The following is a 13,064-nucleotide window of genomic DNA, read 5'->3' on the forward strand; positions in this document are numbered from 1 at the left end:
CTCAAGCGCTGGTCATGCTCGCCCGAAAGTTAGCTTGAGTAGTCTTCGCTCTGTTAAAGAACCAGAGCGAATATCAAACAAAAGTGGCTTGAGGGCTTTCCCAAAACCATAGAATCTCCTACGGCCTGCGGCCAGAAGCTGGGGATCACGGTTTGCTTCTGCCCGAAGGGCGTAGGAGCGAACTTGTTCGCGAAGACTGGCTTTCACACAACATAGCTTCCGGAAATAAAACGCCCGTTTTCGAGCATCAAAGTGCGAAGCGCGACACCATGCTGTTGAGGTCCACGGCCAGGCGTGACAGTTCGGTGCTGGCTGCGCTGGTCTGGTTGGCGCCAGTTGTGGATTGTGCGGACAGGTCGCGGATGTTGACCAGGTTGCGGTCCACTTCGCGAGCGACTTGCGCCTGCTCTTCGGCGGCGCTGGCGATGACCATGTTGCGTTCGTTGATCTCTTCGACCGCGACGTTGATGGTGTTCAGCGCCAAACCCGCGCCCTTGGCAATGTTCAAGGTCGATTCGGCGCGTTCGGTGCTGTTGCGCATCGAGCTGACGGCCTGCTCCGTGCCGGTCTGAATGCTGCTGATCATGCGTTCGATTTCGCTGGTCGATTGCTGGGTGCGATGGGCCAGGGCACGGACTTCGTCGGCCACTACGGCAAAGCCACGTCCTGCTTCACCGGCCCGCGCTGCTTCGATGGCGGCGTTCAATGCCAGCAGATTGGTCTGGTCGGCCAGGCCGCGAATCACGTCGAGCACCTTGCCGATATCACGCGACTCATTGGCCAGGCTGATGATCAGCTCGGCGGTGCCTTGCACGTCGCCACTCATGCGCTCGATGGCGCTGACGGTTTCCTGAACCAGGTCGCGGCCATCGCCCGCAGAGGTCGCTGCGCTGCGCGATGCCTGCGAAGTGCTGGTGGCGTTGCGCGCCACTTCTTCCACGGCGCTGGTCATCTGGTTGACCGCAGTGGCAGCCTGTTCTATTTCGTCGTTCTGCTGCACCAGCCCGCGTGCGCTTTCGTCAGTGACGGCATTCAGTTCTTCGGCTGCTGAAGCCAGTTGCGTGGCCGAGCCGGAAATACCCTGCAAGGTATCGCGCAGCTTGTCCTGCATGGTTTTCATGGCCAGCAGCAGACGACCGGCTTCATCGGTGCCGTCGATACTGATCGGCCGGGTCAGGTTGCCTTGCGCGATGGTCTCCGCCGCAAGCAGTGCGGTGGCAATCGGTGTGGTAATGCTCTTGATCAGCATCCAGGCAAACACGAGGGTCAGCAGGGTGGCGGCGATCAGCAGTCCGATCACCATATTGAATGCCGAGTCATACTCGATGGAGGCCTGCTCCTTGACCTCATTCAATTGCGCCGTATTGATATCCACCAGCTTGCGCAGCACAACGTTCATCTGGTCGGAGTTGCTGACCATTTCTTTGTTGAGCAAACCCTGCAATTCGTCGATTTTGTTGGCACTGCTCAGCGCCTTCAGACGGTCTTCAAGCTGGCGATACTGCCCCAGCAGCTGCACGTACTGGCTATAGAGATTGCGCTCGTCGGGGGTACTGATCAGCTTCTCGTAAACGGCCTGAGCGTCAGTGATCTGCTTGTTGCGCATCGCCATCAGCTCGATGGTTTTCTGCTGGGTTTCCGGATCGCGATTGACCAGCAATCGATAGGACAGCACCCGCAGACGAATGCTGACTTCAGCGAAGCGATCGAGGCTCTTGATGCTGGGCACGTTGCTATCGGCCAGCACCTCGGTGGCGCTGCGGATCTTGCTCATCTGTGACAGTGCAAAGACGCCCAGAATCAGCATGAGGGTGCCGATCATGGCAAATCCAAGAAACGCTCGAGGCGCGATGTTCATATTTCGCAGGGACATAGAAAGCTTCCAGGGTCATTCACGCGTTCCATGCGATTTAGAGACGGAGATAAAGCCGTAAGTGGGGTGCCTATCGGACGTGCGACTAAAGTCTTGAGCCGATAGGCACTTATTGGGGGTGACTTAATCGTGACGATTTCTTCATCTCGCTCGCGGCTCGGACGCAACCCCTTGAAAAGACGGGGTGGGTGCTTTTTTCGCGATGGCAGTCTGCCCATTGGCTGCGCGCATTTGTCGCAGTTTCAGACGGTCTGACGAACAGCAGGAACCGGATTCCGAATACGTAGTCACAAGCCCCCTACGCGTCTACGTTATCGACATGTCAACGTCATGACAGATCAGTATCAAAGCCTGAGCGCTGGCATGCGCAGCGACTTTTCTTTATCGTACGCGCCCGTTGAAATTTGCTCGAGAAATCAAAATGTTGGAAGCCTCCCTTAGCCAATTGGAACAACTTGTCGGTGATCTGGTGCAACAGAACCAGGCCCTTCAAGACACAAATGCACAGCTCGGTGCCGAGCTGGCAAAAGCCAAGGACGAGAACGAGAACTTGCAACTGAGCCTGATGGAGCAGGAAGAGAAGCAGGGCAGCACCGCCGCCCGTATCCAGGCACTGGTTGACCGCGCGACCAGCGCAAGTGCTGTTGGCGCATGAACGTCGATGGCAACGGTGTAACCGTTCTCACCATTCTGGGTAACGAGTACTCGGTCAAAGCCCCGGCCGGTGAAGACCTGACCCTCATGAAGGCCGCAGCGATGCTCAACGCGTCGCTGGCCGACACCAAGCGCAAATACCCGACGTTGATCGGTGACCGTCTGCTGGTTCTGGCAGCGCTGAACCTCTGTTCGCAGCAAATCGAGCTTGAGCAATTGCACAAGGTCGAGCTCAAGCGTTACCGCGAGCAGGTGGACGCGACGGTGGATGTAATCGCCAAGACCATTTCCCAGAGCTGAGCGCAGGTCGCAGTCAAAAAGAGTGCGATTGTTTACGTCTGCGCCATTGCCCAAGTCGCTCTTCCAGTAGTCGCGGGCTGTCGATCTGCTGACGACGTGCGTGGCTGAACAGGATCAGCGCCAGTTCTGCGGTGACCAGTGCATCAGCGCTGGCGTTGTGACGCTCTTCGGCATGCAGGCCAAAAAATTGCGTCCAGTTGTCCAGCCCTGCATGACGCAGGTTGGCTTGCTCGCAGAGCATCGGGGCGATTTCGGCGGCATCGAAAAACGGATGCTGCAAGCGGTAGCCCAGGCTTTCTTTCAGCGCGCGCGACAGCATGTGCTGATCGAACGGCGCATGAAAGCCCAGAATCGGGCTTTCGCCGACGAACTCCATAAAGTCCAGCAATGCCTCGGCGGGCTCGCTGCCCGCGGCAATCGCACTGGGCGCCAAACCATGAATAAGCACGGCCGGGCTGACCTTGTGATCGACGCGCAACAGCGTACGCTCGAACTGCTGGCCCAGATCGATGGCACCGTCTTCAATCACGACCGCGCCGATGGACAGCACTTGATCGCGGTTCATGTTCAGGCCACTGGTTTCGAGGTCCAGCACTACCCAGCGCTGTTGGCGCAACGGCTTGTCGCTGAGGTTCGCGCAGACCGGCAGCTTTTTGAGGCGATCCAGTTGATGCGCTTGCAAGGGTGTCTTTTTCGCGCGCGGCTTGAGCCATTCGAACAGGTTCATAGTTGGTAACGCAGGGTCAGGCTGGTTTGCAGTCGCTGCGCCTGGCGAAACGATTCGCGCAGAATGCGTCTGTCCAGATGGTTGAGCGTGTCAGGGTCGATGCGATTGGAGTAAGGAAGATTCTGGCGGCTTTGCAGTTGATGTTGCTGCATGCGGGTCTGCTGAATGAAGTGGTAAGCCTCTTCATACGCAGCGCCATCCAGCGGGTCGATGACTTCACGTTCGACCAGTTGGCGCAGGCGTTCCTGGGTATTGTTGACGCCGACTCCGTTGGCCAGCGCCAGCAGGCGCGCCCCGTCGACAAAGGGCGTCAGGCCTTCGGTCTTGAGGTCCAGGGTGTCTTTTTCGCTGCCTTTTCGCGCCAGCACGAAATCCTTGAAACGGCCCACCGGCGGCCGTTGGCGCAGAGCGTTCTCGGCCATCATGCGCTGGAACAGCTTGTTGTCTGCCACCTGATCCAGAATGCCGCGGCGCAGTTGCTCGCCGCCACTTTCATCGCCCCAGACCACGCGTAGATCGAAATAGATACTCGATGCCAGCAGGTTCTCCGGAGTTGCTTCGCGGATAAAGGCTGCAAAGCGCTTTGACCATTCGAGCCGGGACAGGCACAGGTCGGGGTTGCCGGCCATGATGTTGCCCTTGCACAGGGTGAAACCGCACTGCGCCAGGCTTTGATTGATGCGCTCGGCAATCGGTAGAAGTAACGTTCGGATCTGCTCTGCTTCTGCCGCATCGCTGGCTTCAAACAGAATGCCGTTGTCCTGATCGGTATGCAGCGTCTGCTCGCGGCGGCCTTCGCTGCCAAAGCACAGCCAGCTGAATGCAATGCCGGGGTCGCCTTTTTCTGCAAGCGTCAACTCGATAACGCGGCACACGGTGTGGTCGTTGAGCAGGGTGATGATCTGGGTTATCTGGGTCGAAGAGGCACCGTGGGCCAGCATGCGGTCGACCAACTGGACGATATCGCCCCTCAAGCCGGCGAGCGCTTCGATACGCGGTGCATTGCGGATGGTCCGTGCCAGATGGACCAGGTCGACCCGTTGCAAGGAAAATAGATCGCGCTCCGACACCACGCCACACAATCGCCCGTCTCTGACCAGGCACACGTGGGCGATGTGACGTCCGGTCATGGCGATGGCCGCGTCGAATGCGCTGGCGTCCGGGCTCAGATGGAACGGCGACAGGCTCATGGTGTGTCTGACCGGCGCGCTGAAATCGGCATTCACATCGGCAACCGCTTCACGCAGGTCGCGCAGGGTAAAAATCCCCAGTGGGGCCTGCTGCTCGTCGACAATCACGATGCTGCCTACCTGCTGTTCATGCATCAGTTTCACCGCATCACGCATGGGTGTTTCAGGGCTGCACATCACCGGGTGACGCATGGCCAGTTCGCCGAGACGTGTATTCAGGGAATACTGCGTGCCCAGGGTTTCAGCGGCGCGCTGCTGAACTTGCTGATTGACCTGATCCAGCAGGCTGCTGACACCGCGCAGGGCAAAGTCGCGAAACGTTGTGGAAAGCGCGAACAGCTTGATGAACGCCTGCTTGTTCAATTGCAGGCAGAAGGTGTCCTCGGCGGCCAGGTGCTCGGTGCGAGTGGCACGCTCGCCCAGCAGGGCCGCAAGTGGAAAACACTCGCCAGTGGTAATTTCAAATGTTGTTTCTGTGCCGCCTTTGGCAGAATGCGGACGTTCACCAACGATTCGCCCTTGTTTGACGATGTAGAAGTGTTCTACCGGGCCATCGCCGGGCTTGATGATGCTTTCATCTGCGGCATAGAACCGGAGCTGACACTGCTCTACGAGGTACGCCAGATGAGCGTTTTCCATCTGGTTGAAAGGCGGGAATTTTTGCAGAAACTGCATGGTGCCGTGTATGTTCTGTAGCACGGCTGTCTTGCCTGCCTGGGTGAAAGCATCTGCCTTGCTCATGGCCTGTTCCGCGTTCTTGTTATTGGTGCTCATGGTCGGCCGCTTGCAGCCGGGTGCCCATTGGACGTAAGTCTTACGCTTGAACCGAGTGACATGGCCGTGTCTGCTGCTGCGTAACTGATTTGACGAACGCAATGGATTGCGAGCGAAGACCGGCCGGGATGCCGACGAAATGCATCGCAGATTGACCCATATCTGCTGTCGGATTAGTTCAGGGAAAGATGGGATTGCAATGATTGACCACGACATTTTGAGCGATGACGAGCGCAATGCCCTCCATGAGGTCATGCTCACGCCCGTCCGTGACGCACCGCAACGAGTCCTGATCGTCGATGACGACAGCGACGCGCGCGAGCTGCTGGCCGAAATTCTGAGCCTCAACGACATCAGTTGCATGACCGCACCCGGTGGCGACAGCGCGCTTGAAATGATCCAGACGCGTCAGTCCATCGGACTGCTGATCACCGATTTGCGTATGGCGCCTTTCGATGGGTTGGACCTGATCCGCAAGGTACGGGAGTCGGATCGCTCCGAACTGCCGATCATTATCGTCTCAGGCGATGCCAACGTGCGCGATGCCATCGATGCCATGCACCTTAACGTGGTGGACTTCCTGCTCAAGCCGCTTAACACCAAGCAACTGGTGAAGCTGGTGAAGCGAGAGTTGGGGATAAGTTGAAGCAGTGAGCCTTTGCGGATTGCTCATCCGGCAAGGACAAGCACCCGCAATGGCTCAGACGACTCGTTACAGACCTTTACTAGCCTTGAACTCACGACGGCGACGATGCAATACCGGCTCGGTATAGCCGTTAGGCTGCCGCGTGCCTTCGATCACCAGTTCTACGGCTGCCTGGAAGGCAATGTTGCTGTCGAAGTCTGGTGCCAGGGGGCTATACAGCGGGTCATTGGCATTCTGGCGATCCACGACCGGTGCCATGCGCTTCAAGCTTTCCAGCACCTGAGCTTCGGTGACAACGCCATGACGCAGCCAGTTGGCCATGTGCTGGCTTGAGATGCGCAGCGTTGCGCGGTCTTCCATCAGACCGATGTCGTTGATGTCCGGTACTTTCGAGCAACCCACGCCCTGGTCGATCCAGCGCACCACGTAGCCAAGAATGCCCTGTGCGTTGTTGTCCAGTTCGTTCTGGATTTCTTCGGGCGTCCAGTCAGTGTTCGGTGCAAGGGGAATGGTCAGAATGTCATCCACCGATGCCTGCTCGCGCTGAGCCAGTTCGGCCTGGCGAGCGAACACATCGACCTTGTGATAATGCAGGGCGTGCAGCGCGGCCGCTGTAGGCGAGGGCACCCAGGCAGTGTTTGCGCCAGCCAGCGGGTGGGCAATTTTCTGTTCCAGCATGGCTGCCATCAGGTCGGGCATGGCCCACATGCCCTTGCCGATCTGCGCACGACCTTGCAAACCGCATTTCAGGCCGATGTCGACGTTGGAGTTCTCGTAGGCACTGATCCATTTCTCGGCTTTCATCTGCGCCTTGCGCACCACCGGGCCCGCTTCCATCGAGGTATGAATTTCGTCACCGGTGCGGTCGAGGAAGCCGGTGTTGATGAATACCACGCGCTCGCTGGCTGCCTGAATACAGGCTTTGAGGTTGACCGTGGTACGGCGTTCCTCATCCATGATGCCGACTTTCAATGTGTTGCGCGGCAAGCCCAGCACCTGCTCGATACGCCCGAACAGTTCGTTGGTAAACGCGGCTTCCTCCGGCCCGTGCATCTTCGGTTTGACGATATACATCGAGCCGCTGCGGCTGTTGCTGCGCGAGCTATTGCCGTTGAGGTTGTGGATCGCAGCCAGACTGGTCAGCAGGCCGTCGAGAATACCTTCCGGCACTTCATTGCCATGCTTGTCGAGGATCGCGTCGATGGTCATCAAGTGACCTACGTTGCGAATGAACAGCAGCGAACGACCGTGCAGCGTGGCTTCGCCGCCTTGTGGCGTGGTGTAGACCCGGTCCGGGTTCATGGTGCGGGTGAAGGTCTCGCCGCCCTTGGACACCGATTCCGCCAGATCGCCTTTCATCAGGCCCAGCCAGTTACGGTAGACGACCACTTTGTCGTCGGCATCGACGGCTGCAATGGAGTCTTCACAGTCCATGATGGTGGTCAGCGCGGCTTCCATGAGGATGTCTTTCACGCCTGCCGCATCGGTTTGGCCAACCGGGCTGGAAGCGTCGATCTGCAATTCGAAATGCAGGCCATTGTGCCTGAACAGCACGGCGAACGGCGCTGAGGCATCACCCTGGAAACCCACCAGTTGTGCATCGTCGCGCAGGCCAGTGTTGCTGCCGCCCTTGAGGCTGATGACCAGTCTGCCGTCGATCAACTTGTAAGCAGTCGAATCAACGTGGGACCCAGCCGCCAAAGGGGCAGCCTGATCGAGAAACGCGCGGGCGAAGGCGATCACCTTGTCGCCACGCACCTTGTTGTAACCCTTGCCTTTCTCCGCGCCGCCTTCTTCGCTGATGGCATCGGTGCCATAGAGCGCGTCATACAGCGAGCCCCAGCGGGCATTGGACGCATTGAGCGCAAACCGTGCGTTCATCACCGGCACGACCAGTTGCGGTCCGGCCATGGAGGCTATTTCTTCATCGACGTTTTGCGTGGTGATCTGGAAGTCCGCTGCTTCTGGCAGCAGGTAGCCGATCTCCTGAAGGAAGGCTTTGTAAGCCGAGGCGTCGTGAGCCTGTCCGGCACGCGATTGGTGCCACGTGTCGATCTGCGCCTGCAATTCATCTCGTTTGGCGAGCAGTGCCTTGTTCTTTGGCGCAAGGTCGTGGATCAGTTGGTCCGCACCGGCCCAGAACGCAGTGGCGTCGATGCCGGTTCCGGGTGTGGCTTCGTTCTGCACGAAGTCGAACAGGACTCTGGCGACTTGCAGGTCACCGACTTGAACGTACTCAGTCATTGCACTTGCCTCACTCTGCTCAGCAGGGTCGAGCACACTCGGGGAGCGCTCTGTTATTGATCTTGGTGTCATGTAGTGCGAGATTTCGGATACTACATGAGCCGCCGTCGCGTGAAAACGTCGCTGAATATGTCACTAAACGACTGGATATTCATATCGGGTCACGATGATATTCATTGTGTTCCCAAAAGCGCTCGGGATTGTTCCATAAAGCGTGGTAAACGGTACACGATTTACCGCGCACGGGCTGCCCTCGGGTCTGTCTATACTCGTGCGACCGACGCCGTTTTCAAATCACCTGCACAGAAAGAGGAATTGACCGTGGATCATCTCGTCGTAACGCTGGTTGCTCCCGACAAACCGGGTCAGGTCGAACGTATCGCGCAGTGCATTGCCGAGCAGGGCGGCAACTGGCTGGAAAGCCGCATGTCGCGCATGGCCGGGCAGTTTGCCGGGATCCTCAAGGTGGGTGTCGAGCCGGAAAAGTACGATGACCTGATCAAGGCGTTGAACGCCCTGTCAGCCCACGGCATTCGCATGCTGTTGGCCGAAAGCGTGATAGAGCCAACCGCCCCGACCCAGTTGATCAGCATGCAGCTGGTCGGTAACGACCGCCCCGGTATTGTGCGCGACATTACCCGCTTGCTGGCCGGGCAGGGCGTCAACGTCGAACACTTGATCACCGACGTTTCCCCTGCGCCCATGAGCAGCGAGTTGCTGTTCCACGCCGATGCCGTGCTGGGCGTACCGCTGGGCTTGTCGCTGGATGAGTTGCAGGCAGGGCTTGAGACCCTGGCTGATGATCTGATGGTGGAGTTGGTGTTGCGGAGTGAGGAGTGAGGCTATACTCAGTCACCAATGTAAGGTTGGCGACTGAGCGCACTTATCATCCCAAGTCAATTTAAAGCCCGATTTACCGTTGGCTGAGCGACAGTTCTTTATGAGTTCAAGAATAGCAAGGGGATTGTCCTTGTCATGTGACTCTGGGTAAAAAATCAGGTCAGTGCCCAGAGGATGTTCCATGACGCTGACAAAGTGTGAAATAAGTGTGTCATGTTCATCTTCGGAATTAACATCAGCCTGCCATATTTTATTCATGAGTTCGATGAGCTCCTGTTCAGTATAGTCTTCGAGCCTTTCTTTAAGATTCATTTTTTTCTCCTTGGATTCTATGAGCAGCATCGTGCTCCCTCGGATTGGGTACTTGCTTGCCTCAAGTAAAAGTAAAGATAAACTAACAGGGTAGAGCTCAGTTACCAAGTTGATGTTGGGTAACTGAGCGGGTGTTCATAATTAGGGAGTTTTGAAGCCCGTCTTGCTGTTAGCTGCTCGCCATGCTTTAACTTCTGCGACTATCGCTTCAGGGCTTTCCTTACCTTGTTCAGGATAAAATAACAAATCCGAACCAGCAGGGTGTTCTGAGATTTCTTCAAAACTAATGACTGCGTCGTTATGAGCACTTTCAGAGGGGTAGTTAGCTTCGCTGATGTTTTTAACGAACAGAAGAAATTCAAGTTCTGTCATGTCGTTTATATTATTGCTCATTATTAAATTCCTTATGAATCTCAATGTGGCGGGTTGGTGTGGTCACATAAATGTTATCAACATTATAAATATCTCCTCCATGAAATAGGTGAATTTTATGATGCAATTCATATTTATTTCTGGCGCCACGTCGTTCGGTTTTTCTAACGAATGCGGCGTACCCCTTCTTCATTGCCATAATGTTAATAGGAGAAAACTGTCTGGACAATTCAGTATCATTGGCAACAGCCTGCCAAAAAGCTTCCCGAAATGCCCTGAAATTTCTAAAATTCTTTCCGGTTAATTGAAGGGCTATTTGCGAGGGAATGGGTGCTCCGCCGCCGTCAGAGGCTGCGCCCAGCCATATGCCTGTTACAGGATGCCCGGCACCTGTTGCCGTTCCTGGCTCGTCGCGTCGATCCTTGAACATGACGTAAACAGGCGGTAGGCCGGAATCTGACGGAAAAACAGTAATGAAGTCATCGAACCCTGCTTCAATAATCCCCGGGAAGCTGTCAATTCTGCCTGCAACAGGCGTGATTGTTGCTCCGGTGTAGGACACTGACCCTGACTGCTCGGCAGGAATCGATGTTGACGCATTTTCATTGGAAGCAATGGGCGTCCAGATTATCGTTCGTGGCGGTATGTCCGCTGTTATGACGGTGTACTCTTCTTGCACCGTATTATAAACAGCCTCAATTACCTTGACTTTGGAAGGTATGGCGACCCCGTCGGTTTTGACAATAATGAGTTCCGACTGTCCTGCCGCAGCTGTTTTCGAGCTGATGCGAGCAGGTAAGCTCACTGTTCCGCCCGCGTCAGCCAATGTCGGCCAAAGCCCTTCTCGCCCAGTAATATTTGATAAGGGAGTACTGAATGCATAGCGTTCAGGCAATTCGCCATCAGCCAGTTTTGACGGATACACCAAGGCGGCGATGCCGACCATCAAGCCTGACGCAGTGCCCGCAGCCACACTGGTGACTGCTGCCACGGTTGTGCGAATGGCAGCTTCCAGGGTAAGTGCGGCTCCATCAATGACCGCCACGGCGCCAGCAGAAGTCGTGAAGATTGATTGAGATGTTGATATCGAGCCTGACATGCGGAATGTATGAGCAGTTTTTACTGCATCTGCCACATTGCGCGTCTGCTCATCGACGATACGTTGAGCTTCCGCTTCAGCATTAATGCGATCTTGTTCAGCGGCCATTCGCTCGGCTTCAATTTCCATAGCGATGCGTATTTGTTCGTCCGCAATGCGCTTTGCTTCAGTCTGCATAGCTAAATGTATTTGCTCGTCTGCCATTCGTTTTGCCTCAGCATCTTGATCAAGTACACGCAGTCGCTCAATCAAGCCTTGAAATGCATTTGAGGTCACGATCAGATGTCGTGCGGATTCAGATTTCAGCAGCGCTTGGTGATAGCTTAGCCATTTGACTCCAAGCGGTGTATTGAGCTGTAAGTAAACCAGTTCGTTCAGCGCTTCGAGTTCTGGTTTACTCAATGGAGCATTTATCTTGGGGTTATTTGCAGGATACGTGATGGTTATGCCTCTTCCAGAATGTGGAGGCGGAGCATGAATGGGTCCAATTTCGTTGGTTTTGGTTTCGGCCATATGGTCTAGTGTGGCCCTGTAGTGAGCAAGTGCTTGTACGGGTGTCTGACCTGCCACCGAACCGGCTGCTGCGATGAGTTCGGATTGTAGGAACTCGGGGAGTTGTTGGACGTGTATATCTCGCTCTGAGTTAATAACATCAAATCGTTGATTTTGTACTGCATGCCAACTTGAGTTATTGAAGGATATGGCTGCCTGCACGCCTCTTGCTTGATTTGCCAAGTCTGAAAACTTGGACGCGAGAATATCTATAGAAATAGATAGTGCTTTTAATTCCATTGCTGATTTATATACGTTATCAAATAATGCATATAATTCGATAAGTGATTCTCGTGTGGCATTTCCTGAGTTTAATAGCTCTCGCATTTTTTGGCGTGGTAACACCATCATCAAAAAATAAGGGCTTTGTCCATAAAAGCCATAAATGTTCGGTGCTGTATTTGAATATTGAGACGCTTTGACGTGAATAAGGTCTAGCGTGATTACTCGATCCAGTTCTACAGACTCTTCAGTCGTGAGAGGCCTACCGTTTTTAGTTTCATCTTTTTTTTCTTGTAGTTCATGCTCTGTATTGCTAACTATCGTTTCGAACCGTCCGCCGTATTCACGGTCGATCTGGGCTTGGCTATGAATCTGCTCATTCATGAACTCCGCCATTACGTTGGGTAATGCGATTTCACGATTTCTGCCGCTACTGCCGCTTTCACCTCTGCGTGGTCCTTCTTGAGGTCCCCAACCGTCCCCATTGCCTGTGTAGCCACCTCCGATGTGCTGCCCAAAAGTCTGTACACGGTCAGGGGTGATAATCAAGGGTCTAATTTCATAAACCTGGCCTGGTGTGTATCCTTTCTCTGTCATATGTGAATCTCCATGTTAAGCGAAAATGTAACTGTCCATGAGTTTCATCCGGCCGTCGGAACACTAGGTTTTCCTGCATGTTTCGTTATTGCTCAGTAGAGAAAATACTTATTGATGCGAGTAATAGATAACATAGTTGGGTGCGAGTGGAGTTGTCGATTAAAAAGTGTTATCAATTTATGACGATACGCAATGGCATCCCATTGTCAGGTTGTAGAATGATATCGGGGCTTTTGAGGGTGTCGCGATATTATTTCGTCAGCATGATGTTTTTAAGTTGACGGCCTTTGAGTGGGATGGAGGTGATATCTTTATGCCCCCTGGCCGCTTAGGGCGTGCATTATTGGAATAAAGATTGCCGGGTCTTATGGTATAAAAACAGTATGACTGTCGATTGAATACTTTTTAGATGCTTCACTAGATATAACCGGTCGAGAATCTTTGGTTGACGGGCTTTTCAAGAAGCTGAATATATCAGCGTATAACTTCTTTCGAGGGACGGGGGGCGGTACCTGGTAGAGCAGTGCTTTTTGATCCGCTCTGCCTGCACGCGACGCTTGCTGGTGGTCTGATTGTGGAGTTGGTGTTGGGTACCGAGGACTAGATCCACTTTCAGGTTATCCAAGTTAACCGTGCACCTGCCTGTGGATAACCTGGGGGAA

At 54.8% G+C, this 13,064-nt stretch carries 11 protein-coding genes; 4 read left to right on the top strand and 7 right to left on the bottom strand.

Features of this window, described 5'->3' with window-relative positions; all coding sequences use genetic code 11:
• Nucleotides 1-247 precede the first annotated feature (247 nt).
• Nucleotides 248-1,873, bottom strand: coding sequence for a methyl-accepting chemotaxis protein (locus RGM3321_RS08955; RefSeq protein ID WP_244392699.1), 1,626 nt, complete (start codon nt 1,871-1,873; stop codon nt 248-250).
• Between the two features lie 421 nt (nt 1,874-2,294).
• On the opposite strand from RGM3321_RS08955, the gene RGM3321_RS08960 reads away from it, so the two are divergent.
• Both RGM3321_RS08960 and RGM3321_RS08965 read left to right on the top strand, forming a co-directional pair.
• A complete protein-coding gene (locus RGM3321_RS08960) occupies nt 2,295-2,528 on the top strand; it encodes a hypothetical protein (RefSeq protein WP_002555595.1) in 234 nt (77 codons plus the stop codon).
• On the top strand, nt 2,525-2,827 hold the full coding sequence (locus tag RGM3321_RS08965) for a cell division protein ZapA (protein ID WP_005735052.1): 303 nt from the start codon (nt 2,525-2,527) through the stop codon (nt 2,825-2,827). Before RGM3321_RS08960 ends, RGM3321_RS08965 begins: the two co-directional genes overlap by 4 nt.
• 13 nt (nt 2,828-2,840) lie before the next feature.
• On the opposite strand, the gene RGM3321_RS08970 is transcribed toward RGM3321_RS08965, so the two are convergent.
• Both RGM3321_RS08970 and RGM3321_RS08975 read right to left on the bottom strand, forming a co-directional pair.
• On the bottom strand, nt 2,841-3,554 hold the full coding sequence (locus RGM3321_RS08970; RefSeq protein ID WP_244392701.1) for a 3'-5' exonuclease: 714 nt from the start codon (nt 3,552-3,554) through the stop codon (nt 2,841-2,843).
• The gene (locus RGM3321_RS08975; RefSeq protein WP_244392844.1) at nt 3,551-5,485 is read right to left on the bottom strand and encodes a putative nucleotidyltransferase substrate binding domain-containing protein; all 1,935 of its coding nucleotides are present in this window, start codon (nt 5,483-5,485) and stop codon (nt 3,551-3,553) included. Before RGM3321_RS08975 ends, RGM3321_RS08970 begins: the two co-directional genes overlap by 4 nt.
• Before the next feature lie 232 nt (nt 5,486-5,717).
• Between RGM3321_RS08975 and RGM3321_RS08980 the strand changes: the two genes are divergently transcribed.
• Entirely contained in the window at nt 5,718-6,164 is a 447-nt protein-coding gene (locus tag RGM3321_RS08980) for a response regulator (protein WP_244392702.1), read from the top strand.
• A gap of 66 nt (nt 6,165-6,230) precedes the next feature.
• Here the strand turns inward: RGM3321_RS08980 and RGM3321_RS08985 are convergent, their stop codons facing one another.
• Complete coding sequence (locus RGM3321_RS08985; protein WP_244392704.1) at nt 6,231-8,408, bottom strand: malate synthase G; 2,178 nt, start codon at nt 8,406-8,408, stop codon at nt 6,231-6,233.
• A gap of 321 nt (nt 8,409-8,729) precedes the next feature.
• Between RGM3321_RS08985 and RGM3321_RS08990 the strand changes: the two genes are divergently transcribed.
• Entirely contained in the window at nt 8,730-9,248 is a 519-nt protein-coding gene (locus RGM3321_RS08990) for an ACT domain-containing protein (protein WP_244392706.1), read from the top strand.
• Between the two features lie 12 nt (nt 9,249-9,260).
• Here RGM3321_RS08990 and RGM3321_RS08995 read toward each other — a convergent pair whose 3' ends face one another.
• The 3 genes from RGM3321_RS08995 to RGM3321_RS09005 all read right to left on the bottom strand — a co-directional run bounded on the left by RGM3321_RS08995 (nt 9,261) and on the right by RGM3321_RS09005 (nt 12,402).
• Entirely contained in the window at nt 9,261-9,560 is a 300-nt protein-coding gene (locus tag RGM3321_RS08995; protein ID WP_244392707.1) for a bacteriocin immunity protein, read from the bottom strand.
• 141 nt (nt 9,561-9,701) lie between these two features.
• The gene (locus RGM3321_RS09000) at nt 9,702-9,953 is read right to left on the bottom strand and encodes a bacteriocin immunity protein (RefSeq protein ID WP_244392709.1); all 252 of its coding nucleotides are present in this window, start codon (nt 9,951-9,953) and stop codon (nt 9,702-9,704) included.
• On the bottom strand, nt 9,943-12,402 hold the full coding sequence (locus RGM3321_RS09005; protein WP_244392711.1) for an S-type pyocin domain-containing protein: 2,460 nt from the start codon (nt 12,400-12,402) through the stop codon (nt 9,943-9,945). Before RGM3321_RS09005 ends, RGM3321_RS09000 begins: the two co-directional genes overlap by 11 nt.
• Nucleotides 12,403-13,064 lie beyond the last annotated feature (662 nt).

Source organism: Pseudomonas sp. RGM 3321 (genome assembly GCF_022836805.1).
In the GTDB taxonomy this organism is placed as follows: domain Bacteria; phylum Pseudomonadota; class Gammaproteobacteria; order Pseudomonadales; family Pseudomonadaceae; genus Aquipseudomonas.